This window comes from Selenomonas oralis, assembly GCF_051603425.1.
In the GTDB taxonomy this organism is placed as follows: domain Bacteria; phylum Bacillota; class Negativicutes; order Selenomonadales; family Selenomonadaceae; genus Selenomonas; species Selenomonas sputigena_A.
Window position 1 is genome coordinate 1617533 of sequence record NZ_CP194411.1, and the last position, 25369, is coordinate 1642901.

21 protein-coding genes are annotated in these 25369 nt (G+C 58.8%); all 21 read left to right on the forward strand.

Annotated elements, in window-relative coordinates:
* Positions 1-303: 303 nt before the first annotated feature.
* Positions 304-1788: a phosphodiester glycosidase family protein gene (locus ACRTGH_RS07630; RefSeq protein WP_368846476.1), complete on the forward strand. Its 1485-nt coding sequence runs from the start codon at positions 304-306 to the stop codon at positions 1786-1788.
* 99 nt (positions 1789-1887) lie between these two features.
* Positions 1888-2187, forward strand: a complete 300-nt coding sequence (locus ACRTGH_RS07635; protein ID WP_368846475.1) for a biotin/lipoyl attachment domain-containing protein — start codon at positions 1888-1890, stop codon at positions 2185-2187.
* Positions 2188-2263: 76 nt separating this feature from the next.
* Positions 2264-4423 carry a SpoIVB peptidase S55 domain-containing protein gene (locus ACRTGH_RS07640; protein WP_368846474.1) on the forward strand — a complete coding sequence of 720 codons (2160 nt, stop codon included), beginning with the start codon at positions 2264-2266 and terminating at the stop codon, positions 4421-4423.
* On the forward strand, positions 4420-5190 hold the full coding sequence (locus ACRTGH_RS07645; protein ID WP_368846473.1) for an MlaE family ABC transporter permease: 771 nt from the start codon (positions 4420-4422) through the stop codon (positions 5188-5190). Before ACRTGH_RS07640 ends, ACRTGH_RS07645 begins: the two co-directional genes overlap by 4 nt.
* Positions 5191-5202: 12 nt before the next feature.
* Positions 5203-5952 carry an ABC transporter ATP-binding protein gene (locus ACRTGH_RS07650; protein WP_368846472.1) on the forward strand — a complete coding sequence of 250 codons (750 nt, stop codon included), beginning with the start codon at positions 5203-5205 and terminating at the stop codon, positions 5950-5952.
* The gene (locus tag ACRTGH_RS07655; RefSeq protein ID WP_368846471.1) at positions 5949-7232 is read left to right on the forward strand and encodes an MlaD family protein; all 1284 of its coding nucleotides are present in this window, start codon (positions 5949-5951) and stop codon (positions 7230-7232) included. The genes ACRTGH_RS07650 and ACRTGH_RS07655 overlap by 4 nt, the downstream gene beginning before the upstream one ends.
* A 107-nt stretch (positions 7233-7339) precedes the next feature.
* Entirely contained in the window at positions 7340-8935 is a 1596-nt protein-coding gene (locus tag ACRTGH_RS07660; protein WP_368846470.1) for a TolC family protein, read from the forward strand.
* 68 nt (positions 8936-9003) lie between these two features.
* Positions 9004-13332, forward strand: coding sequence for a translocation/assembly module TamB domain-containing protein (locus ACRTGH_RS07665; protein ID WP_368846469.1), 4329 nt, complete (start codon positions 9004-9006; stop codon positions 13330-13332).
* Positions 13333-13356: 24 nt separating this feature from the next.
* Positions 13357-13983, forward strand: coding sequence for a sigma-70 family RNA polymerase sigma factor (locus tag ACRTGH_RS07670; protein ID WP_368846468.1), 627 nt, complete (start codon positions 13357-13359; stop codon positions 13981-13983).
* Positions 13984-13996: 13 nt separating this feature from the next.
* Positions 13997-14638 carry a hypothetical protein gene (locus ACRTGH_RS07675; protein WP_368846467.1) on the forward strand — a complete coding sequence of 214 codons (642 nt, stop codon included), beginning with the start codon at positions 13997-13999 and terminating at the stop codon, positions 14636-14638.
* Positions 14639-14738: 100 nt separating this feature from the next.
* Positions 14739-16685 carry a BamA/OMP85 family outer membrane protein gene (locus ACRTGH_RS07680; RefSeq protein ID WP_368846466.1) on the forward strand — a complete coding sequence of 649 codons (1947 nt, stop codon included), beginning with the start codon at positions 14739-14741 and terminating at the stop codon, positions 16683-16685.
* A complete protein-coding gene (locus ACRTGH_RS07685; RefSeq protein ID WP_368846465.1) occupies positions 16685-17983 on the forward strand; it encodes a hypothetical protein in 1299 nt (432 codons plus the stop codon). Before ACRTGH_RS07680 ends, ACRTGH_RS07685 begins: the two co-directional genes overlap by 1 nt.
* A 132-nt stretch (positions 17984-18115) precedes the next feature.
* Positions 18116-18577 (forward strand): OmpH/Skp family outer membrane protein, encoded by a 462-nt coding sequence (locus ACRTGH_RS07690; protein ID WP_368846464.1) that lies wholly within the window; start codon positions 18116-18118, stop codon positions 18575-18577.
* Positions 18578-18672: 95 nt separating this feature from the next.
* Entirely contained in the window at positions 18673-19707 is a 1035-nt protein-coding gene (locus tag ACRTGH_RS07695) for a hypothetical protein (RefSeq protein ID WP_368846463.1), read from the forward strand.
* A 5-nt stretch (positions 19708-19712) separates the two neighbouring features.
* The gene (locus ACRTGH_RS07700) at positions 19713-20213 is read left to right on the forward strand and encodes an OmpH/Skp family outer membrane protein (protein ID WP_368846462.1); all 501 of its coding nucleotides are present in this window, start codon (positions 19713-19715) and stop codon (positions 20211-20213) included.
* A gap of 10 nt (positions 20214-20223) precedes the next feature.
* Entirely contained in the window at positions 20224-21246 is a 1023-nt protein-coding gene (gene lpxD / locus ACRTGH_RS07705; RefSeq protein WP_368846461.1) for a UDP-3-O-(3-hydroxymyristoyl)glucosamine N-acyltransferase, read from the forward strand.
* The gene (locus ACRTGH_RS07710) at positions 21243-22106 is read left to right on the forward strand and encodes a lysophospholipid acyltransferase family protein (protein ID WP_368846460.1); all 864 of its coding nucleotides are present in this window, start codon (positions 21243-21245) and stop codon (positions 22104-22106) included. Before lpxD ends, ACRTGH_RS07710 begins: the two co-directional genes overlap by 4 nt.
* Before the next feature lie 158 nt (positions 22107-22264).
* Positions 22265-22717 carry a YaaR family protein gene (locus ACRTGH_RS07715; RefSeq protein WP_368846459.1) on the forward strand — a complete coding sequence of 151 codons (453 nt, stop codon included), beginning with the start codon at positions 22265-22267 and terminating at the stop codon, positions 22715-22717.
* The gene (holB, locus tag ACRTGH_RS07720; RefSeq protein WP_368846706.1) at positions 22717-23718 is read left to right on the forward strand and encodes a DNA polymerase III subunit delta'; all 1002 of its coding nucleotides are present in this window, start codon (positions 22717-22719) and stop codon (positions 23716-23718) included. The genes ACRTGH_RS07715 and holB overlap by 1 nt, the downstream gene beginning before the upstream one ends.
* Positions 23719-23810: 92 nt before the next feature.
* The gene (locus tag ACRTGH_RS07725; protein ID WP_368846458.1) at positions 23811-24638 is read left to right on the forward strand and encodes a PSP1 domain-containing protein; all 828 of its coding nucleotides are present in this window, start codon (positions 23811-23813) and stop codon (positions 24636-24638) included.
* Positions 24631-25347 (forward strand): tRNA1(Val) (adenine(37)-N6)-methyltransferase, encoded by a 717-nt coding sequence (locus tag ACRTGH_RS07730; RefSeq protein WP_368846457.1) that lies wholly within the window; start codon positions 24631-24633, stop codon positions 25345-25347. The genes ACRTGH_RS07725 and ACRTGH_RS07730 overlap by 8 nt, the downstream gene beginning before the upstream one ends.
* Positions 25348-25369: the final 22 nt, after the last annotated feature.

Sequence of the window (25369 nt, forward strand, 5' to 3'; positions counted from 1 at the left end):
CGCTGTCGCTGGAAACGGGCGCGAAAGGAAGCCATGTCATTTCGCATGGCGGGTGAACATATGTCCTGAAAGTTTACGATGAAACCCCAAGAACTCAAGCCGAAGGCGCAGAGTGATTGGCAGGTTTCATGTAAGAGCGGCGCACAATGTCCACAAAGTGGACGTTTGTACGTGTAGTTTACGATGAAACCCCAAGAACTCAAGCCGAAGGCGCAGAGTGATTGACAGGTTTCATGTAAGGCGTGCATGTGTACAGCAAGCCGCCGAGGCGCAGGCTTGAGGACCGGCAGGGGGGCGGCGAAGATGATGAGGAATATGGCGCTGGGCATTGCTTTTGCTCTGGCTGTGACTGGGTTTTGCGGTGAGGCAGGGGCGTCGTCCCTTCGCATAGCGCAGCCGACGCAGACGGTTCAGCCCGAGCAGGGGAACAAGGCCGCGCAGAAGGTGCAGCCGCGTGGGGGCGTCCGGACAGCGGTGCAGCCGACGCTGCAAGGCGTGCGTTTCGGCTCGGGTGCGGAGAACGAGCGCATCGTCTTTGATTTGACCTCCCTGCCGCAGTACACGGTGCAGACGGAAAATGACGGACAGCGCATCGTCTTGCTTCTGACGGGGGCGGTGAACCGAGCGGCGCAGCCGAGCATTTCTGGGGATATGGTTGACAGCGTCAACATAGCCTCCGTGCCGCAAGGCCTGAAGATCACGATCGAGCTTGAAGCGCCCGCGTCTTATAAAGTGAATACTCTGGCCAATCCGCCGCGCCTCTTTGTCGATGTGCAGAAGGAGTATGAGCGCATTGAAGAGGAGCAGCGCGCGCCGGGGCTCAAACTGTTGACGCTGAAGCGCCTTGATCAACGCGGCCGCCTGACGGGCTGGGTCGTTGAAGCGGATCCGGCGATGTACCGCGCCGTTCCAGTGCTTGCGAAGGGGGCAATCGCCGGGCGGGCTTCGGTCAGCGCCATGTCGGATGCTGCCAATGCCGCGGCAGCCATTAACGCTTCTTATTTTGCACCGAGCGGTGAGATCATCGGCCTTTTGAAGATCGAGGGCACGATTGTCGGCACGACGTATTTCCGCCGCAGCGCCGTGGGGTTCATGGCCGATGGGCGAACTTTTTTCGGTCCCGTGGACTACATGGGCAGGGTGACGTTAGGGCGTGTGAGCCAGCCTGTAGGGGGCGTCGATGCGGAACGCGGCGCAGACAGCCTCGTTCTTTACAATAAATATTACAGCCGCACGACGCGCACGAACGAATACGGCTTGGAGTACGTCGTCCAAAATGGACGCGTCTCTGCCATCAGCCCGTCGAATACCTTGATTCCGGAGAACGGCGTCGTCGTTTCCGTGCATGGGAAGGTGAAGGACGCCTTTTCCGGCGTGAAGGTCGGTGACAGCGCGAGGATCGAGGAAAATATCGGTTCTCCATGGGGCGAGATTCCGACTATTGTTGGTGCGGGGCCAACGCTTGTCAAAAACGGCGAGGTCCATGTGACGGCGGAGGAGGAACAGTTTCCGCCTGATATCGCGCAGGGACGCGCACCGCGCACGGCTTTTGGCGTGATGAAGGATGGGCATTACCTGCTTGCTGTCGTGGATGGACGGCAGGCACACAGCATTGGCTGCACCTTGCGGGAGATGGCTGAGTTCATGCTGCAGTTCGGCGCAGTGGAAGCCATCAATTTTGACGGCGGCGGTTCGAGCGAATTGGTTGTTGGCGGACGCATCGAAAACAGTCCGTCGGACGGTGCAGAGAGGCCGGTTGGCTCGGCACTGGCTCTCGTCGGACGCTGAGAGGAGGCCCTTTTAGGGAAGAATTTTCCCATCTGCTGGGGAAAAAGGGATTGATTCTTGCACTTATTGAAGAATCCGTTATAATGGAGGAAGGTACAAATGAGAAGAATGCTGGCAGTCTGTCTCTTTCTCGGCATCACGGCGGTTGCGGTTCATGCTGTGATGGCGGGGATGGCGGACGATATCAAGTCGAGTCTCTCGGGCAAGGTGTCGTGGACGGCGGAGCAGGGAAGTGCTGTAGCGCCGGGAAGTGAGATCGTGCGCATAAAAACGCTGACGGGAGAGGCTGCTGCCGCGCGTGCGGCAGATAGTGGTACGGTTGAGGAGATGCTCGTTGCTGTCGGCGACGAAGTGTCTGCCGGTCAGATCGTAGCCCGTGTGGCGGCAGAAAAGCAGTGATTTTCTCATGAAAACCCAAGAAATCTGCCCGAAGGGCGCAGATGGACGGATCGTTTTCATGTAAAGGCGGCGCACAATGGCTACAGCATGGACGTTTGTGCGTGTGGTTTCCTTTGGGATTGCTATAAATGAGGTGATGTATTTGCGTAAGTTCAAGAAACGGATGCTTTCGCTCTGTCTTTCTTTGTCCCTTTCGGCAAGTATGGCGGCGGCATCTCTGCCGCCTACGCTGCCGTTGTCGGATGTCTATCCGGGCATGGAGGGCACGGCGTATACCGTCGTCGATGATTCGGGCGATATTGTGCCGTTTCATGTCGATATTGTCGGCACATACGATGAGGGATCATCGACAAGCCGCATTATGGCGCGCGCCTCGGGCCCCGTTGTGGAGCAGACGGGCGGTACGCTGCAGGGGATGAGCGGCAGCCCCATCTATGTGGACGGGGCGCTTGTCGGGGCGCTTTCAGCAGGTCTCAAGGGGATGAGCCTTTATACATTTTTTATAACGCCGATCGATGAGATGCTGAGAATCTGGGATATGCCCGACCCCAAAAATGCGATGCGCCCCAAGCAGGTGCAGATCGCCAAGGCTGACAAGCCGGAGACAGCGGAAGAGGAAGCTGCGCCTGAAGCGAAGGAGAAGTCTGCGGTGAAGAAGGCCGTGCAGGATGACGGCCCCCTGCTGAAATTGAAGAATCCTTCGCCGAAACCTGAAAAGAAGAAGGAAAAGAAGCCGAGCGCAGGGAAAAAGGAAGAAGGCGGAAAGGACGCGGCGAAGCGGGAAGAGAAGCCGTCGCAGGAGGCAGAGAAGCCTGTCGGGAGCGATGCAGGAAAGCCTGCAGAAGCTGCGGGAACAGGCGCTTCTGCAAGCCGCCTTGCGAAGGAAGAAGAGCCTGCCGGGAAGGCGGAACGGAAGGAAAAAACAGCGCTTTTCCTCGCAGGCTTCGGTCGGAACGGTACGTCCTACATGCAGGAAAAGCTTGCCGGACTTGGCGTCAAGACAGGGGATCTGCCGGCTTTCGGCATACCCAATCCCGGGACGCATGTTGTCTACGACGGCTCCTTGGAGCCGGGAAGCGCTGTCGGCGTCGCCGTTGTTTACGGCGATTTCTCCGTAGGTGCAACCGGCACGGTGACGGCAGTGGACGGCAATCGCGTCCTTGCCTTCGGCCATCCCTTCCTGCACAAGGGGAATGTCAATTACTTCCTGACGGATGCCAAGGTCATCGGCACGATCAGCGGCCCGACGGACGGCATGAAGATCGCTACGATCGGCAATATCATCGGCCGCGTCAACCAGGATCGCGAGGCGGGCGTCGGCGGACTGATCGGCTCCTTCCCGAGCACCGTGCCGATGCGCGTGCGCGTTCATGACGCCTCGCTTGGCGCCAACAAGCGTTTTGCTGTGCAGATCGCTTATGACGAGGACTTTCTCCCTGTCCTGACGTCGGGAATTGCCTATGCGGCGATCGGCAAGACTTCGGACACCGTGGGCGAGGGGACGGCAAACGTCAAGTTTACGATACATTCGGATGCGGGCGAGGACGGCAAGATCGAGCGTTCGAATATGTACTATAACGCATCCGATGTGGGAAAGACATCCGTGGCCGAGCTTGCGCAGCTCATGACGCTGCTTTGCCAGAATACGGATAAGGAAACGGATGTGACATCGATTGATGTCGATGTGGAAATGGAGAACACGAGAAAGACGGCCTCTTTGATTTCCGCCGTACCGGACAAGCCGTCGGCGAAGCCGGGCGAGACGATTCATTTCCGTACGACCATCAAGCCTTTCCGCAAGGAAAACGAGGTGATTTCCATCCCGTTCCGGGTGCCGGAGCGCCAGGATCCCGGCGTCCTGCGTCTCGATTTGCGCGGCGGCGGTCTTGTGCCGGTGACGGCGTCTCTCCTGCAGAATGCTCTTGGCATTGATACGAGCGTTGAGGAAGACAAGACGCAGACGACGGCGGAGAAGGTCGGCCAGTTCCTCGAGATGGGACGCAATAATGAAATCATCATCGGGCCGGCACTTGCGCCGCCCGCTGCCGAGGAAAAGGGCGAAAAGAGGCCGAAGGGCGCAAAGACGGTGCCTCTGAGGGCGCCGGAGAAGAAGGTCGATTTGCTGGGGCAGAAGGCCAAGCGCCGCGGCAACCCGCTTGAGACAAAATTTGAGACGGGTTATATCATCGACAACGTCATTCATACATCGCTTCTTGTCGAGGCTCGGGACAAATGATTACGCGTTTGTTGGAGAACTTCGGCGCGGTCGTTCTCCGGAAACTCAACTGGGTTGGCTCCGTGATGCTTCTGCTCGTATCGGCTGTCAGGGAGCTGCGCCATCCTTTGCGCTTCCGCCATGTCTTTGCCCAGATGTCGCATCTGGGTGTTGATTCCCTGGTGATTGTTTCACTGACGCTGCTCTTTACGGGTATGGTTCTGACGCTGCAGATCGCACATGAGTTTATCCGCTTCGGAGCCCAGTCGATCATCGGGGGTGTGGTAGCCATCGGTGTGGGGCGGGAGATCGGCCCTGTACTTGTCGGCGTCGTCTGTGCCGGACGCGTCGGCTCGGCCATCACGGCGGAGATCAGCACGATGAAGGTCACGGAGCAGATCGATGCCCTGCGCGTCATGGCGACAAGCCCCATCGGCTATCTCGTCGTGCCCCGCATGATCGCCTGCATGTGCATGGTTCCTCTGCTGACGGTTTTCGGCGATGTCGTCGGCGTTTTTGGCGGCTGGCTTGTCGCTACCAAATATTCGGGCGTCAGCTCGTATACGTTCATGAATTCCATCGATGTCTTTGTCAAGATGCACGATGTTACGGGAGGGCTCATCAAGGCGGCCGTCTTCGGCGTAGTCATCGCCGTCCTCGGGGCATGGTACGGCCTTCATTCACCGGAGGGCGCGGAAGGTGTGGGGCGCGCGACGACGAAGAGCGTCGTTTCCTCCATTATATGCATTTTCTTTTTGAATGTGCTGCTGTCTTTTTTGCTTTACTGATGAGGTTTGGCTATGATACGACTGGAAAATGTGACGATGGCTTTCCCGGATCACACGGCGGTGCGCCGTGTGAGCTTTGCGGTGGAAAAGGGTGAAACGCTTGCCGTCATCGGCGGCTCGGGCTCGGGCAAGAGCACGCTGCTGCGCCTGATGATCGGCCTGATTCGTCCGACAGAAGGAAAAATCTGGATTGGCGACCGGGAGATTTCCGCTATGGAAGAAGCGGAACTCGACAAGGTTCGCCTGCGGATGGGCATGGTTTTCCAGTATTCGGCGCTTTTTGACTCGATGACGGTCGGCGAAAACGTCGCGTTCGGCCTGCGCGAGCACACGAAGCTGAAGGAGGCTGAAATCGCGCAGATCGTGCGCGAAAAGCTCCACCTCGTGGGTCTTGACGGTATCGAGAAGAAGATGCCGGACGAACTTTCGGGCGGTATGAAGAAGCGCGTGAGTCTGGCGCGGGCCATCGCCATCGACCCGGAAATCATCCTTTACGACGAGCCGAGCTCGGGTCTTGATCCCATCATGACGGGAAAGATCGACGAGCTTATTCTGGAAACACAGCGAAGGCTTGGCGTCACGAGCGTGGTCGTGACGCATGACATGGCGAGCGCCTGCCATGTCGCCGACCGCATCGCCATGCTGGATAAGGGCGAGCTCATCGCCCTCGATACGGCGAAAAATTTCAGGAAGAGCGCCGACCCGCGCATCAAGGCGTTTTTCCGTGCTGTAGAAGTGGAAGAGGAGGAGGCTGGCTTATGACTACGGAGGCGAAAGTGGGGGCGTTTACGCTGCTTGGCATAGGAATGCTTGCGGCTATTCTTATGCACTTGGGCGGCTTTTCTTTTTCGGGAAATCGCGATTATACGATTTATGTAGGTTTTTCACAGGTCGTCGGGCTGTCGCCGGACTCCGATGTGCGCTATGCAGGCGTCGCCGCAGGCAAGGTCAAGGCCATAGAGCCTGAGGGCATGGGCGTGCGCGTCACTCTCTCCATCAAGCCGGAAATACAGATTCCGCAGGATGCACGCTTCTCGCTCTCGGCGAACAGTGTCCTGGGAGATAAGTTCGTACTCATTTCACCGGCGGGATCGAGGAGTACGGAGTACCTGAAGGACGGCGATTTCGTCCTCGGCACGGATGAGACGAACATGGACAATGTCCTTGCCAGTGTGAATGAGGCCGTCAAGGGGGTGCAGGTTCTGCTTACCTCCCTGAACGAAATTCTCGGCAGCCCGCGCATGAAGGAATCCGTGCTGGGATCGGCTGAGAATGTGCGTGAAGTCACGGCGCATATCCGCGAGGTGACGGCTGTTCTGGGGCGCGTTGCCCTGAACAACGAGGGCAATCTGCACGCCATGGTGCAGCAGATGCAGACAATCCTCGCCAATCTCGCTGCCACGACGGAGACGGTGCGCCAGATGGCGAATGATGTCAACGACGACGGCCAGACGGCTGCAAACCTCCGCCTGACGCTTCTCAATGTCTCGAAAGCCAGCGAGAACATCCGCAAGGTGGCCGAGGAAATCCACGAGGTGACGGGAGATCCGGAAGTGCGCGACAACCTCAAGACGACGATTCGCCAGGCACGCGAGGTCACACAGAAGGCGAACGATACGCTCGACAAGTTCCGCGGCATAAAGGCGGATCCATCCTTGGATGTTTTGTACAGCGGCAAGGATGAGAACTGGATCACGAACGTCAATGTCGATATATCGAAGGAAACCGCGCCGGATCGCTTCCTGCGCGTCGGACTTGAGGATATCGGCGAGGGCAATGATTTGAATCTCGAGGTGGGACGCAGAAATGGCGGTTTCGGCGCGCGTGCGGGAATCATCGCGGGGGAAGCCGGCATCGGGCTTGACGCTTACGGCGGCGACCGCTGGGTCTTTTCTGCCGACGGCTACGATCCGAATGATTTCCGGCTGCGTCTTTCGGCGCTTTACCGCCTCAATGGGAATACGTCCCTGATGGGACAGTGGCGTGATGTGAACAAGCGTGATCGCCGCGCTGCTTACTTCGGCCTGCACCATGCGTTTTAACAGGCAAGGCGGCGGTCTCGCCACAGCCTATATATTCGATTTCGCGGGATAGGGGAAGAACAGCGGTTTTAAGTCCAGATCTGCGCTTGAAAGCGGGAGGAATAATAGTGAACCATTCAAAGCGATTTAAGAAGAAGCTTACAGCACTTGTCGTGGGCGCTCTCGTGTCCATGAACTTGGCGGCGACGGCGCTCGCGGCGGAGGGACGCACCCTCGCGCTCGATGAGAGCGTCGAGCTGGCTCTGGCGAATAATCGCACGATCAAGTCATCCGTGACGGATGTGGACGCAGCGAATTGGGCCTACCATGAGGCGCGCCGCAACGGCGGCCCGCAGCTCAAGCTGACGACGCAGGGAAACCGTGTCGGCGGCCGCGCCTATGAGCATTACGGGCACAACTATGCGTTCCGCAGCGGGGCGGAGATCGGCTTTCCGCTTTATACGGGCGGGCGCATCGAGAACATGATTGATGCGGCGCGCTACGGCATAAATGGCGCGGACCTCACGCTTGAGAACACGAAGCAGGCCGTGCGCTACCAGACGACGAGCCAATATTTCAGGGTGCTCGAATGCCGCAACCTGATCAAGGTCAATCAGATGTCCATCGACAATCTGCAGCAGCATCTGAAAAATGTTGACGCGCAGTACAACGCCGGCACAGTCGCGCGCTCCGATGTGCTCGCCTCGCAGGTCGCGCTCGCGAACGCCGAGCAGGCTCTCGTGAGGGCGAAAAACAATTACGATGTGGCGATGGCGACGCTCAACAACATCATCGGACTGCCGACAGGCATGGAGCTGAATCTTGTCGATGAGCTCGGCTATGCCAAATACGATCTGACGCTCGAAGGCTGCACGGACTATGCCCATGTGCATCGGGCGGACGGCATGGCGGCAGACTATGCGGTGCGCCAGGCGAACTCCGTGCTCGAAGCGACGAAGGCCGGGGCAAGGCCGCAGGTCAATGCCGTGGCTGCGCGTACCATCGGCGGCTATGAACTCTTTTCCAACAACACGGATTCGGCGGATACATGGTCCATCGGCGTGCAGGCCAGCTGGACAGCCTTCGACAACAATGTTACGGCTGCCCAGGTGGAGCAGAAGCGTGCGGCGGTGCACAAGCTGCAGCAGGCAGCCGAGGCAGCGTATGAGCAGATCGATCTCGATGTGCGTACCGCGTATCTGAGCCTCCTGGCGGCGGAGAAGAACATCCGGACGACGAGCGTTGCCGTTGAGCGCGCCACGGAAGACTACAAGATCGCACAGGTGCGCTACTCGGCCGGCGTCGGCACGAACCTCGATGTGACGGATGCGGACGAGAAGCTTGTGACGGCGCAGACGAATTATTATGATGCGCTTTACAACTACAATGTGAGCAAGGCCGCGCTCGACAAGGCGATGGGTCTGCCCATCGATCTCGACGCCGTTTCCTACAGTGAAAAGGTCGATGATAAGAAACATAAGGAAGCCAAGGACCAGGCGGAGAAAGCGCTTTTCCACACGGATGCAGCTGCTCAGCTGGCAGGGGATGAGCAGGTGCGGCTTGACGCGGATCTGAAATACAACCCGACAGCGCGTCGGGAGGCGGTCCTGCCGTCTTCCGGGAAGGCGAAACCGTCGGTGAAGGCCGCTTCCGGTGCAAAGGCGCAGCAGGGAACTTCCGGGAAAGCGACAGCGGAAGCCGCTTCTGCTGCTGAAGGGAGATAGAACAGGAAAAGGCTCTGATGCTTTTGCAGCCGGGACTTGACGTTGCTTTGAAGAAGGGAGGATAAAAGATGGGGAAGAGACGCATTGCTTTTGCAGCCGGTGCCGTCGTTCTGCTCTTTTTATTCCTCTCTTTTGCTTTTTCTTGGTATGTTTCGCGTACCGGAGCTTATATTGCAGGGGCGGGAGAAACCGTTTCCCGGACCTTGGAGGAAAGCCTCGGCGTCCCCGTCACCGTCGGCGGCGTCCGCATCTATTCCACACATGGTCTTTCCCTTGAGGATGTCCGCATCTTTGACAAGACGGGGACGCAGATTCTCTATGCGGGGGAGGCGAAGGTCGATTTCAGCCTGTTCTCAGTGTTTTCCTCCTCGCCTGCGGCAGCTATCTCGGAGGTCACGCTTGAAAGCCCTGAGATCCGTCTGCAGGAACGTGAGGACGGCAGCTGGAATGCTGCGGACCTCATGCAGAAAAAAAGTGAGTCGGGCGATTTTCGCGGCAGGATTTTGGCAAAGGACGGCAAGGCCTCCTTCTCCTTCATGGACAGGGAACTCCGGCTTACGGATATCGAGGCGGAGCTTGATTTCGACAAAAATCCTGTGCTTGGCGTGACGGTTTCGGCAAGGAACGGGGAAGCTGTGCTTTCGGCAGAAGGGGAGATTGCAGACGGGCGACAGGAATTTGAGTTCAAAGGCGAGAAGCTTGCGCTCATGGAGTATCTGGCATTCCTGCCGAAGGACAAGATTCCCAAGGATATCACCCCGGAAGCGGGGCTTGTTGACGATTTGCAGCTGAAGGTCCTGCGCGGAGACGGGGATCTTTCGCTTTCCGGCGAGGTGCGTTTTTCGAACGGGCAGGCAGTCGTTTATGGCACGAGGGTTGAGGCGATGGACGGCCTGCTTCTCTTTTCCGGTGAGGAGGCGCGCTTGTTCCTGCGCGCTGAGGCAAAAGGACAGAAGGCTTCCGTACATGGCCGCATCGCTTGGCAGGACGAGCAGCCCTCGTTCAATTTTGTGGCGGAGTCGGCTGCTTTCAATCCCTCGGCAATTTTTGCACAGAGCCCGTATGAAGGGCCGGTACATTTCCTGGCATCCATTTATGGTACGGAGGATGATTATAAGATCGACGGCGAATGCGATGCTGCTGCAGGCGCTGTCTATGGCTGCGGCATCCAGGACGCCAAGGCGAAGGTGCATTATGAAAACGGCCTCCTGACGGCACGCCTGACATCGAAGACGCTGGGCGGCACGGTCTCGAGCGATGTCGCCTTCCATACAGGGGACGGCTCTTATGAGGCGCATGTCGAAGGCCGGGATTTCTCAGGGGCGGAGCTCTCTGCGTTCATGCCTGCGGAAGGGTTGGCTTTGTCAGGCAGCTATGGTGCGGATGTCGTACTGCAGGGCAGGATCCAGGAGGAAGACAGCTTGCTCGCCTACGGCACGCTCGCGGGTGACGGAGCTTCTTACAAGGGCGTTGCGGCAAACAGCCTCGCGGCTTCCTTTTTCAAGCAGGGAGAGCGGCTCCATCTCGATTATCTCGGCATGGAATTCGCTTCCGGCGGCAGTCTTGGCGTTGAAGGGGATATCGACGGCGCATCGTCGCTCGATCTCCTGTTCTACGGCACGGCGATTCCCCTTGAAACCGTGCGGCTTTTTGCGCCCGATATCGACGCTGCGGGTTCTCTCGATCTCTCGGGGACGGTGCGCGGCGCGATGGACAATCCGCTCATTCAGGCGAGCTTCAGCGCCTCGGACGGCAGGCTTCTGCAGCAGCCGTTTACGGCGCTCTACGGCTCCGTCAGCGGCAATCTTGAAAGCATCGGAATTGAAGAATTTGTGCTGGAGCGGAACGGCAAGATGACGTGGCTGGCTGAGGGAACGGTCGGTCTTGTGGGCGAAAGACCGATCAATCTGCGCGTCGATTCGGTCGGTGCGCGCATGGAAGATATTGCTGCTGTCTTCGCGCCTGACCAGCCGATCACGGGCAATGTCGACAATACGATCCGCTTCACCGGAACGCTTGACAACCCGTCGGCTGTCGGCTATATTCATTTCTATCGCGGCAGCTATGACGGCTACATCCTCTCGGGTATGGACGGCGACTACTACCTGGAAGGCGATACGGTGCGCCTGCAGGATTTCCACATCTTCTCGCCCCTTGTCGACATGGATGTGAACGGCACGGTGACGCGCGGCGGCGCTCTCGATCTCTATGCGGCGGCGCATGATATCAGCCTTGACCGCATCGGCAGCAAACTGCCGTATCCGGTCAGCGGTAACGGCACCTTTGACGGGCATATTTCGGGCACGCTGGCTGCGCCGCGTTTCGACGGTGTGCTCGACGCGAAGCGTCTGACGCTCAATGGGCAGGAAATCGAAGAAGTGCACGGGGAAGTTCGTTTGAGCGACAATGTGCTGCGCGCTGAAAAATTCGGTTTCAGGCAAAATGACGGCACTTATACCATGCGGGCCATGGCAAATCTCGATACGCAGGCTCTCGACGGCGATGTGCAGGTGAAAAACGGCGATGTCCGTGCGATTTTGGCCGTTGCGAACCTCAAGAGCGATATCATTGAAGGCAGGCTTGACGGTGAAATCCGCTTCGCGGGAACGCTCGACAATCCGGATGCCGAGCTTACGGCCACGGTTACGGACGGCAAGGTCAGCGGCTATGAGATCCGCGACATGAAAGCAAACCTGCGACTGGCTGACCACGTCGTGACCATTCGTGAGCTCATGGGCAGACAGGGCAATGGTCTCTTTGCTGCTGAAGGGCGCGTACCCCTTGAGGAATCCGGCGGAAAACTCGATGCGCGGTTCTCGGCGACAGACATAGCCGCCGGGATGGTGACAAAATCGCTCGGCATCGCAGCCGATGTGAAAGGTGCGATCAACCTCGAGGTGCAGACAGGCGGTACGATCAAGAATCCTACGGCGAATGCTTCCGTTGAAATCAAAAATGGCGGCGTCGGAGCCTCGACATTCGATTCGCTCACCGGACTTTTCAACCTCAGGAACGGCGTCATCCATGTCGATCAGCTGTTCGTGCGGAAGACCCTGGGCGAGAGACGCTACAGTGCGAGCGCCAAGGGGGATATTCCCTTGAAGAGCCTCACGGCTTCTTCGGAGGAATGGCTCGATGTGCCTGAGCAGCTCTCGCTGACGGTTTCCCTCGACCAGGCGGATCTTTCGCTTCTGCCGATCCTTTCGCCTTCTGTTGACTGGGCTCTCGGCCCGACGCAAGGCGAGGTGCGGGTGACGGGAACCTTGGCCCATCCGTATTTTTCGGGTGAGATCAGCCTTTCGGAAGGGGCGCTGAAGTTCAAGCAGCTCGAGCGGCCCATCACTGAGATGAAAGCGCAGCTGCGCCTTTCCGGCAGCGAGATCAGCTTGACGGAATGCACGGGCAAGATGGGCGGCGGCTCTTACAGCGTGACGGGTGCAGCGAGGTTCCAGAACGGCAGGTTCGAGGACTACGCGCTCGATATCAAGGCGGATGAGCTCGGCGTCGTGAGCAGCTTCTACAATGGGCCGCTGACGGGTGAACTCCGCCTCTCGGAAGGCGTACTCCATGGCCGCAGCCTGCCTAAGCTCACGGGCGAGATCCATGTGCATCATACGACGCTCGCCATCCCATCCCTGCCGGAAGAGGAAAGCGTTCTGCCCGAAGTCATACTCGACGTCGGCGTGACGCTGGGCGAGAAGGTGCGCTTCTACAGCCCTTCACTTTATGACATGCGTCTGGCGGGCGGCTTCCATTACGGCGGTACGACGCGCTATGTCGCGCCTTCGGGGAGCGTCACGGTCGAGCGCGGCACAATCACCTACAACAGGACGCGCTTTACCGTGAAGGAAGGCGAAGCCTACTTCAATCAGGTCGGTTCCTTCCTGCCGAGTCTCAGCCTAGAGGCGGAAGCACGCTTTGGCAAAACGCGCATTTTCCTGCATACAACAGGCCCCATCGGCAAGATGGAGACGCATCTTAGCTCGGAGCCGGCGATGAGCGAGACGGAGATCCTGCGTCTTCTGACATTCCGGACGACGGACGTGACCAATGAAAAGGCGCTTACGGCGCTCTTGAATTTCGGTTTGTCCATGACGATTCTCGGCGATATCGAGAACAATGTGCGCAATGCGCTGGGCTTGGATGAATTCCGGATTGACGGTGAGGAAGTGGATGAATTCCATAAGCGGGGCATCGATGATCACCGCATGGAGTACAATCTGCAAATAGGAAAGTACATCAACGACAGGGTCATGCTGCGCTACAAACAGGGCATCGGCAACAAGACACGCGAGTACGGCATTAGCTACGATTTCACCGATCGTGTGAGCGCCTATTACAATTACGATGAGGAGTCCCGGAATGTCTTCGGCCTTGAGGCGAGGATACGCTTCTAATCATCGGCGGCAAGGGGGGAAAACATGAAAATCGGGCAATATTTGGCGGAGCTCCAGAAGGTGGAGCTTCTCGCCCCTGAAAAAGAACAGGCTCTTTGGCAAGCGTTCAAGGAAAGGGATGACCGGGCGGCGCGCCAATGCCTGATTGAATCCTATCAGCCGCTTGTGTTTAAGACGGCGCTTCCCTGGCGGGCAAGGGAAAACCTCATGGACATCCTGCAGGAAGGCACGGTCGGTCTGATCGAGGCGGCCGAAAGTTATGACTGGCAGCGCGGCGTTGCTTTCAGCCTATTTGCCGTGCACCGTATCCGCGGCAGGATGGTGGACTTCCTGAAGAAAGAGGGGAAAAGCGATATCGCTTGCATGGACAGCCCGCTGGAGGATGGCAGGGAGCCGTGGGAACTCTTGCCGGACATGGCCTTGCCCGTAGCGGAGCAAGCCGAGGCGGGGCTCTTGCGGGACGAGCTGCACAGGGCGCTTGAGCGTCTGCCGCAGAAGGAGCGGCTCGTCCTGGAAAGCGTTTATCTCAAGAGCGAGGAAGTGACGGCGGTAGCCGAATTCCTCCATGTGAGCGCCTCGCATATCTATCGTTTGCAAAAAAGCGGCATACGACGCGTGCGCGGCATGTTAGCACGCTTTATGCGGCATTGAGGGTGGTGACAAAATGGCGGACAGCCGGAAGAAGCTCTGCGGTCATATTCGTGCAGCCAGGGATTGGCTGGGACGGGCGGAGTCTTCCCTGGAAATGGAAAACGATATCAAGGGCGACTTGAACCTTATGCTTGCCGAGGCCGAACTGCAAAGAGCGCGGGAAACGGATCGGAAAAGCCGCCGGGTGAAAATTCTCGCTCCGGCCATGGCCCTGCTCCTCGCCCTTGGGGGTCTTGCCCTGTATAGCGGCGGAGAGGAACAGCTCTTTGTCGAGACAAAGCCGGCGCATGAAGCCGAGGCTCCTGCAGGGGGGCAGCTCGCCGTGCCGGACGCCTTGCCTGCCGCTGCATTGGCCGGGGAGCTGCCGGCTGAAGCCGCAGCCAAAGCCGACACATTGATTGTGCAGGAGCGCCGGGACGAGGGGCGGCATGGGGACGCGGCCTATGCAGGCCCCGGGGCTGCGCCTGTCCTGCAGGAAACCGCAGCGCTGCGGTCCTCCGAGGCGCCGCAGCTGGAGGAGGAAGAGCCGCCTCGCCCGGCGGAGCAAAGAACAACCATGGAGGTCTCGCCCCCGCGCGAGACGCCGCAGGCATCCGTCCCTGCGCCTGACAGACAGAAGCTCATGCTGTCGGCAGGACGGGCGCTGCGCGAGTAAATCTCGCCTTATAATTGTATGAAACCCATCTCCCGACTTGACTTCTCAGGGTTTCATAGTAGAATAGAAAAAGGGAAAGAGACCATAGGAGGTTGTAAACTTGGATATGAAAAGAACGAGAGCCCTCGCTGGCGCTATCGTGCTGGCCACGAGCTTCGCAGGCTTTTCCGGCAGCGCTGCCGCAGAGGACGCTGCTTTGGCTGCAGCGGAAAGCGCAAGAGAGCAGCATAATGCCGCACAGGATGCGGAAGAGATTCAGCGCGTACAGAACGATGCCGCCGACCAGACGGCCTCTGTTGCTGCTGCGGCTGTGGAAAAAAAGGCGGAAGAAAACACCAGGGATGCACGCGTCCAGGAATGGGAGAAGACCCGCCCGGATGACAAGAAGCTTGATGAGGATACCAAGATCGCTGAGGGCAAGACGATCGTCGATATCGTCATCACGGGCGCAGGCTCCGATACGATGGCGACAGCGCGCGAAGCTGTCACGCAGCGCGCCGGCGATGTCTACGATGCGAAGAAAGCGGCGGATGACCGCTCTGCCATCTATGACACGGGATATTTCTACGATCTCTATCCGTCATGGGAGTATGTTCCCGAGGGTGTCGTGCTCACCTACCATGTGTTGGAAAACCCCGTGCTCCGTTCCATAAAGATCGAGGGAAATACGGTCGAGAAGACGGAAGAACTGGAAAAGCTCATCACGGTCAAGACCGGAAGGGTGCTGAACGGCCGTGAGCTCCAGAAGAATGTTTCCGCACTGCAGGAAAAGTACAGGGCCGATGGATATATCCTCGCGAAAATCGAGGATATGAACATCGATACGAACGGCGACCTCAAACTCAAGATCAATGAGGGCAAGCTTGCGGGATACGCTGTCAAGGGAAATACGAAGACGAAGGACTATGTCATCACGCGAGAGATGCGCCAGAAGCTCGGCGAGCCGTTCGATGTCAAGCTGGCGCGCCGCAGCATGCAGCGCGTATACAATCTCGGCTTCTTCCAGGATGTCAACATGAAATTGAATCCGCAGGAGGACGGTTCCGTCATTCTCGAGACCGATGTCGTCGAGAAGCGCACGGGCAACTTCGGCATCGGTGCCGGTTACAGTTCGTCGGACGGCTTTATCGGCATGATTAACGTCGGGGATTCGAACTTCCTCGGCATGGGCGACGCCATCAATGTGCTCTATGAGATGAGCGGCAAGGATACCGATGCCCGCGGTTTCAGCTTCTCCTATACGCGCCCTTGGCTCGACAAGAAGGAAACATCGGGCACGATCCGCGTTTATAACCGTACGAGCCAGTACGACGATTACAATACGGACGGCAACCTGATTGAAAAGTATATGCGCAAGTATTCCGGCGGGGAGCTCACTCTTGGCCGTCCGGCCAGCGAGTACTCCACGAACTACATCACGCTCAGGAACCGCAAGGACGAGTATGAGCGGCATAAGGGAAGCGGCCTCATTGCCGACCGCAGCACGCCGGCCTATGAAGCATGGCGCAAAGCGAATTTCGGTACGACGCGCAGCATCACGCTTTCGCATGTCACGGATACGCGCGACAATATCTACAATCCGACTTCGGGAGCCGTTGTGAACCTCGTGACGGAGTTTGCCGGCTTCGGCGGTGACTTCAAATATCAGAAGTATACGCTCGAGGACAAGAACTTCTTCAAGGTCGGCCGTGCGCATACCGTCGCTTTCCGTGGGCAGTACGGTTATGGCCATGGCAACATCCCCGAGTCGAACCAGTACAAGGTCGGCGGACAGGACTCCCTGCGCGGCTACCGTGACGATCAGTTCCGCGGCGACCACATGTTCCTCACGACTTTGGAATACCGTTTCCCGCTCGTGAAAAAGATGCAGGGAGCAGTCTTTACGGATTGGGGTGCGGCATGGGCTTCGGGCTTCTGGCCGGAAAACATCAAGGGAAGCGTCGGCCTTGGGCTGCAGTTTGATACGCCGGTCGGACCTCTGCGCCTCGACTATGGCCGCGGCAAGGACGGCGGCCGTGTCCACTTCAGTGTCGGCGGCTCGTTCTGATGAATCTCAGGGGCTTTCCGTCCCAAGGGTTCGTGGCTGTTTTGGCCTTTGTTTTTGCATGGGGAACAGCGTTTCCCGCAGCGGCTGCAGGGACGATTGACGAGGTTGCGGCTGAAGTCGTGGCCGATCGCGGCGCGATGCCGCCGCTCGTCAAGGCGCGCATGGAAAAAAGCGTCGCGGCCATCGCGGCGCAGCTTGTTGCAGGCCAGCCGCTCGCCTCTTACGAGACAAGGCGGCTGGAGGATGAGAGAACCATCGGAGAGGTGTTCGACAAAGTGCTTGTCGGCTACTCCGTTGAAAGCGTCAGAATAGAGCCGGGAAGCGATACGCGCGTCTATGTCTATCTCGTACCGTGGACGGATCGCGTGGAGGAAGTCGAGGTCGAGCTTCAGGTGGAAGGGCTCAAGCCCGAGGTCGAAGCCATGGTGCGCCGCGATGTCGCCGATATCGACAGCGTGTTCCGGCAGAGCCTTTCGGGGCTTCCGCTGGCAGCGACGGACTGGACGAACGGCGTCCTGAAGCAGGCTGTCAATGCCTATCTGGACGCTCATTTGCCCGAGTTTCGCGCCGATTTCGATATCCATACGGAAGAGAAAACACGGGTTTCCCTGACGCTGTATCCCAAGATGCCTGTTGTACGCACCATCGATCTGGCGATGCGTTCCGATACGATTCCGAACTTCAGTCTGCTTGAAAAACGCGCCCGGATGCAGGAAGCGGCCGACGTGATGCTCGGCGTTCCCGTTGCCTTTGCTGCGCGCCATGAGGCGGAGTTCGCCAAAAGCATGGAGGAGGCGCTGGACAGTTCCTCCGAGTTTCGCGCACTAGAGCTCAAGACGCGCGTGACGCTCACCGTGGGGGAGAACGCATCGGTCATAAGCCGCAGCGATACGGAGAAATACCGTCTGCGTCTCGAGGGGTGGAGCGATATCGGCAGCAATCATGGCGACAGGGATCTGCGGTTTCGCGCTCATGCGGGATGGATGCTCTCCCGTGAGGACGAGATTTTTCTGCAGGCCGATTTTTTTCCGCAGGATCTTGCTTGGGGCTGGGCGCTCGGCTATGAACGGGGGCTTTTGCCGCAGCTCTTTGCGCAGGCGCGCTATGACATGCGCGATAAGCGCTGGATCCTGGCCGTTCGCGGCGAAGTCGCGCCGCGCTGGGGGCTTCGCTATGAATACGACCTTGAAAAGCGGGGCGGCGAGGCGGGACTCAGCTATCGCCTGCATGACTTCCTGCGCCTTGAATTCGTGCGGGATACGGACGAAGGCTGGCTGCGGCTGATTGGCGATTTTTAATAAGCAAAACATACTTTCCCGCCCAGGCGGGCTTGAATACACGAAAATAGTCTGCTATAATACACTACATCAGCTATTTCCTGCCGGAGTGCGGTGCACACAAGGCTGGACAGACAAAAGGAGAAAAGAAATATGATCAAACTTCAACAGAGAAACGTCAAGATTTTCTGCGTGGCGCTTGCCCTCGTCTTTATCGGCTCCGTTGTGGCCTTGGGACTCTCGCAGCTTGGTGCCGGCTCGGCTTCGGCGGCCTCGTCGTCTGTCGGTGTTGTTGACTACCGCAGGGTCATGGTGAGCCATCCGGATTTTGCTGCAGCGAACAGCGAGATGCAGAAAGCGGGCCAGGAGGCGCAGATGCGCTTCGAGGCCAACAGCGCCAACAAGAGCGATGAGGAGAAGGCGAAGCTCATGCAGGAGGCTCAGATGGAGCTTCAGAAGAAAGAGCAGACGCTTCTCACGGGCATCCAGGGGAAGGTCGACGAGGCTGTCAAGCAGACGGCTGAGGCCAAGGGCCTGTCGGTCGTTCTTGCGAAGGAAGCCGTTGTCTATGGTGGCCAGGACATCACCGACGATGTCATCAAGAAACTCAAATAAAGCAAATGAGCGCTGTTTCGGCGCAGCGAGTACCGGGCGGGCTTCCTGCCCGGTACTTTTAAGTGTAGGGTGTTGTCTGCGGGGAGGTGGGCGAAATGTTGCTGGAAAAAAAGCAGCAAGATAAAGAGGAGCCTTCGACAAGGAACAGGAAAGCCTTGATCGGAGGATTGGCTCTGGCGCTCCTGCTCCTTGCCAGCGGTCTCATTCTTTTCTTTCGTACCGCTTCGCCGCCTCCGCCGCCTGCGGTGGTCGAACAGGAGACGGCGATCGGCATTGTCGACCTGGAGCGTGTCTCAAAGGAACATGAGGCATACGGCCAGCTGACAGAGCTTTTGGCGCAGAGGGAGACGCTGGTTCTGGAAATCGGGCGTTTCAGTGCGCTGACCGCTGCCATCAACCCTCCGGATCTGAAGGAGGCTCCTTTCCAGATGGCTGCGGTGCAAAAGGACCTGCAAAAAAAACGTGCGCTTGAGCAGGAGCTGGCACGCGAACGACGCAGGGCTCTTGCCGCATGGGAAGAGGAGACGAATCCCGAGTTCCTGGCGCGCAAGAAAGCTGTGGAGGACGAGTACCAGAACCGCCTTGTGAATATTGAAATGAAGCTCGATAACCGAAAGGCGATGGGGCTTTCCGACAATGAGACTGCGGCGCTTGCCGACGAGCTTGGGCGCCTGCGCCGCGAGCGCGGCGAAAAGCTGGAAGCGCTCTTTGCCGCGAGAGAAGCGGAGATTCGCGCGAAGATCGCTGCCCTTGCGGCGCAGGATAAGACGCGTATACCGCAGACGAATACGGCCGAGGAGGCCGCGCGTCAGCGAGCGGAGGCCGAGCGGCGCAACAGCGAAGCTCTGGCGGCGAGACTCCAAAGCTTGGAGATGAAAGAGATCCTGCGGCGCAAAAAGGATGCACTAGAGGCGAAGGATGAAGAAATCCGCATTATCCGCGAGCATATCCGCAAGGATATCGAGGCCAAGGCGGCAAAGCTGGCGCTCGTGCATCGTGTGGCGATGATCCTTGTGAAGGAGACGGTTGGGCAGGAGGAGGCGTCTTTGGCTCCGGCAATGTCATTTCCCGTCATAGCGCCCGGATCCGTCGATTTGACAGATGAGCTCATCGCCGAGCTCAAGAAGTGAGAAGAATGCAGGAAGGAACGCACGGCGTCTTCCGTGCGTCTGTATATGGAAAGAAGTGGACAAGCATGAAGCAAAGCGGGAAAAGAACGGCGCTCCTCGCGGGCGTCTTTGGCGTATTGCTGCTGGCGTCTGGCTGCGGCAAAGCGCAGATCGGCTATATTGATCCCCATCGCGTCGAGGAGACGCCGCAGATCAAGAGCCTGGATGATGAGATGAAAGAGAAGCTGAAGGAAATGCAGACGCAGGCTGAGAATGATCTCAAGGCGAAGGAGGTGCAGGGCGCCAAGCCGGAAGACTTGATGCAGCAAAAGCAGCAGGCTGTCGTGACGATGCGCCAGCTGGGAAGTTCCTACGACCAGCAGAAGCTCCTGAAGGTTCAGACGGCTGTCGGTGAGATTGCACGCACGAAAAAACTGGATGCCGTTGTCTACAATGCCGAGGAGCAGAAGCTCATCCGTCTCGGCGGGGTCGATATCACCGACGATGTGCTGAACGCTCTTCAGTGAGGGGATTGCCATGAAAAAAACGTTGGGGGAGATTGCAGACTTTCTGGGCGGCCGCCTTGCCGGTGACGGGAATATCGTCATTACCGGCATTACCAATATCGAGGCGGCGGGAAAGACCGATATGACCTTTGCGGATCTGGCGCATATCGAGGCGGCGAGGGAATCCAAGGCGGCTGCTGTGCTGCTGCCCGAAGGGGCAAAGGATTTCCCTCTGCCCGCCGTTCATGTGGCGGAGCCCCGCGCCGCCTTTGCGAAGCTCCTCGGCCTTTTTACGCCGCCGTTGATTCTGCCTGAGGGCATCAGCCCCTTGGCTTCAGTGGCAAAAAGCGCCGAAGTCCATCCGAGCGCGAAGGTGCTTCCCTTTGCCGTGGTTGATGAACATGCGAAGATTGGCGCGGACGTCGTGCTCTATCCGCATGTCTATGTCGGACAGTACACAGAGATCGAGGAGGGCAGCATCCTTTATGCGAGCGTGACGGTACGCGAGCATTGTCATATCGGCCGGCGCTGCATTCTCCATGCGAATTCTGTGATCGGTTCGGACGGTTTTGGCTTCACGACGGACGGGGGCGTGCATACGAAGGTGCCGCAGGTCGGCAATGTCGTCCTGGAGGATGATGTGGAGATCGGCTCGCACGTCGATGTCGACCGGGCGACGACCGGTTCCACGGTGATCGGACGCGGCACGAAGATCGATAATCTCGTCCATATCGGGCATAACTGCAAAATCGGCCCGCATAACCTCATCGTGGCGCAGACGGGCATTTCAGGCTCCACTTCGACAGGAACGAATGTGACGTTTGGTGGACAGGTCGGCACGGTCGGACACATCCATATCGGCGGCAATTCCGTCTATGCAGCGCGTTCGGGCATCATCGGGGATATGCCGGAGGGGAGCTTCTGTGCCGGATTCCCCGTGCAGGGACATCAGGAATGGCTGCGCATGCAGGCTGCAATGAAGCATCTGCCGGAACTTGTCAAGAAGATGAAGCGTCTTGAAAAGGCGTTGGCTCGAAAGGATCAGGGGGAATGACATACCACCTCGTGCGCCTTTTGAGCCGCATCGTCTGTCTTTTGCCGGGGCGCTTCTGCGATGCCCTGGGGCGCGGCATTGCCCTCTGCCTTTGGCCGTTTTTGCCGCGGAAACGCAAGGAGCTGGCAGCCGCACAGGTTGCGCTTTGCCTCCATACGGATGCGAAGGAATCCCGGCGCATTGCGAAGGAAAGCGCCCTGCGCTTTGGTCCGATGCTTTTCGAGGTTCTGCGCTTTCCTGTGATTCTGCGCCGGATGGCCGAGTACGTCGAGATCGAGGGCACCGAGTATCTGAGGGAAGGGCTCAAAGCCGGCAGGGGCGGCGTCATCGCGACGGCGCACGCGGGCAACTGGGAGCTCATGGGCGGAGCGCTTGCTCAAGCGGGGTTTCCGCTCATCGGCGTCGCCATGCGCCAGCGCGATGCGGCGATGGATCGCTTCATCAATGAGTATCGCACCCTCGTCGGCATGCACATCACTTACAAGGATGATGTGCGCGAGATGTTCCGCATGATGAAGGAAGGCTGGATCATCGGGCTTCTTGCGGATCAGGACACGAACCGCCACGACGGCATCGTGCTTGATTTTTTTGGCCAGCAGACGAACTGCGTGCCGGGTCCCGCCTCGATGGCGCGTACGGCGGGCATTCCTGTTTTTCCCGGCTATATCACGCGCCGCAAGGACGGCACGCATAAGATCGTCATCCACCCGCCCGTCGAGGTGCCGCGCACGAAAGACAAGCGGCAGGACATACGCACAGCTGCGCAGGCCGTCAACCGTGTGCTCGAGCAGCATATACGCGAGCATCCCGAGGAGTGGTTCTGGCTGCACGACCGCTGGAAATCCATGCGTCCGGACTGAGATTGTTGGTAGTTGCACGATGGCCGAAAAAACCTTATAATTTAAGGAAGCACTGATAAGATGAAGTCGCTCGGATGTGTGATGATGAGGGGCGGATTTTTTCGTGATTCCTTAAAGAGGAAGCGCCCTCCGCAAGGCGCAGTCTGGAAGGTGGATTTATGAAGATAGATGCTTTGAGCGCACAGCGCTCGACAATGCAGACCTTGGAACGCGATGTAGCCGTGCATGAACCGCAGCGTTCGGATGCGGATTTCGGGGCGGAGCTGCAGGACCAGCATGCATCCTTTTCTAAGCATCAGCTGCAGGAGCTGCTGAAGAAGATCGACGAACAGGGCGCACGCCTCACGAACACGCCGACATACGATGAGCTCAAGGCGTACCGCGACCTCGTAAAGGATTTCATCGACGAGGCTGTCGGCCGTATGTACCAGCTTCATGTGCAGGCCGGCTGGGATCGCATGGGACGTCAGAAGGTCTATACGACAGTGCGCAAGATCGACCAGAAGCTGGAAGAGCTGGCGGAGAAGATTCGTCTTGGCCAGACCGGTGCGATGGATATTGCTGCGAGCCATGATGCGATTCGCGGCATGCTTGTCGATCTCTATATGTGATGGACGGGGTACAGGAACTTCGCTGGGACGGCATCATCGGCCATGAAAGGAATATTGCCAGGCTGCGGACTATGCTGCGCGATGGCCGCTTGTCCCATGCGCTGCTCTTTGCAGGGCTTGCGGGTGTGGGCAAGAGGAAGACGGCGCGAGTACTGGCCGCAGCTTTTCTTTGCGGGGGAAAGGATGCGCCCTGTGGGGCGTGTCCTTCGTGCCGGGCGCTTCTTGCGGGCACGCATCCCGATTATATCGAACTTGCACCCGAGCTCCGCGGCAAGGGTACGCGCCTGATCCGTGTTGACGATGTGCGCCGTATGGAACGGGCGGTTTCACGAAAACCGATGCTTTCAGGCCGTTTTGCCGTGCTTGTCGATGAGGCCGAGACGATGAACGAGGCGGCGGCGAACGCTCTCTTGAAGACGTTGGAGGAGCCGCCGGGAGAGACGCTGTTCATCCTTGTGACGGCGCGCCCTGCCGCGCTTCTTCCGACCATCCTGTCGCGCCTTTCCCCCGTGCGCTTTGGCGCGCTTGCGCCGGAGGAGATCGAGGGCGCCCTGGCGGCGCGGGGCGTGGAATCTGCTGCGGCACGAGCCTTGGCGGCGGCAGCGGACGGCAGCCTCGGGCAGGCGCTTGCCCTGCAGGAGGAGGGAGGCTTGGCGCTTGCGGACGATGCGGCAAAAACACTTCTTTCTTTGGACGATATGGATATGTTCCGTCTTTGGGAGAAGGCGGAACAGCTGGGAAAGCTGCCGCGCGAGGGCGCTGTGGACTGGCTGCGCGCGCTCGCGCGCCTTTTGCGGGACATGCTCGCGCTCTATGCGGGGGCGGGCGTACTCTACCATGAGGAGCGGCGGCAGGAACTGGCCGGGAGGCTCGTCGATTTTCCGGAGGCGCGCATTTTTTCACAGCTTGCTTTTGTGCAGGAAACGATTCGGCGCTTCCGGAGCAATGCCAGTCCGCCGCTCCTTTTTGAAGGCCTTCTGCTGCGGCTCAAGGACGCCTGACGGATCGGTTTGGAACGCTTTTATTTGAAATGAAGGGCGCGGCAAGGAGGAGCTTTTCTCGCCGCGATGCTTATAGATGAGGAGGCAGGGGTTTGCAGACGATTGTTGGCATTCGCTTCAAAAAGGCGGGCAAGATTTATTATTTCAGCCCGGGGCAGCATGAACTTGCACTTGGCGATGAGGTCATCGTGGAAACGGCGCGCGGCATGGAATGCGGCTCCGTCGTCCTCGGGCCGCGCGAAATGGCGGAAGGCACGCCGCAGCCATTGAAGAATGTGCAAAGAAAGGCCACGCGGCAGGACTTGCAGAAGGTCGAGGAAAATCACAGGCTGGAGAAAGACGCATTCAAGATATGCGAGAAGAAGATCCATGTGCACGGCTTGCCGATGAAGCTCGTCGACGTAGAGTACACGTTCGATATGAACAAGATTATTTTTTACTTTACGGCGGACGGGCGCATCGATTTCCGTGAGCTTGTGAAAGACCTCGCTTCGGTATTCCGCACGCGCATAGAGCTGCGTCAGATCGGCGTGCGCGACGAGGCCAAGCTGATGGGCGGCATCGGCTGCTGCGGCAGGCCGCTTTGCTGCGCGACGTTCCTCGGCGATTTCGAGCCGGTTTCCATCCGCATGGCGAAGGAGCAGAACCTTTCGCTGAATCCGACGAAGATTTCGGGGATTTGCGGACGCCTCATGTGCTGCCTCAAATACGAGTGCGCGGGATACCGGAAGAACTGCGCCAAACGCCGCCTCAAGCCGCCCCGGCAAGGAAGCCGTGTGGCGTCGGCAGAGGGAGAAGGAAAGGTCATTTCGCTGAACAGCCAGCGGCGTACGGCAACGATCCTGCTTGACTCCAAAAAGACCATCGTGGCCTCATGGGAGGATGTCGTCGCGGTGGGATCCTCGCCTGCGGATGACTGAGCCGGCATCGCTTGCGGCCTGGCAGGCGGCTCTCAGAGAAGGGGAGCGGCTGGATGATCTCGAGTACGAGGGACGGCGCATCATCCAGCATATGGAAGAGGCGCGCTTCTCGCTCGATGCGGTCCTGCTCGCGCGCTTTGTGCAGCCAAAGCAGGGCGAGCGCATTCTCGAGCTCGGCACGGGCACGGGCGTCATATCGCTCCTGCTCGCACGCGAGGGTCTTGAAATCGAGGCCGTGGAGCTGGCGCCGCGCATGGCGGAGCTCGCCGCGCGCAATGTGCGCCTCAATGGCCTCGCATCGCTCGTGCATGTTGTGGCCGGCGACTATCGGAAGCCGGATGAGCTTTATGCGCCGGCAAGCTTTTCGCTCGTCGTCTGCAATCCGCCGTGGTATCCTCTGGGGCGCGGCAAGATCGGGCGCGGGGCGGCAGCGCGCCACGAAGTGACGGCGACGCTCGCTGAGACGGCGGCAGCGGCGCGTCATGCGCTTCCCTGCGGGGGGCGTCTGGCGCTTGTTTTTTTGCCCAGCCGGCTTGACGAGCTTTTTGCCGTCCTGAAAGAAAATGATATGGCGCCGCGGCGGATGCAGTTTTTTCTGCCGCGCCTTGTCGCCGCGCCGAGTTTTGTCCTCGTCGAAGCGCGCGTGGGCGCGGCGGCGGGGGCGGTCTCCATCCTGCCGCCTCTGCTCGGCACGACGGACGAAGGCTGATGCGGCAGTGCAGGATATGGGG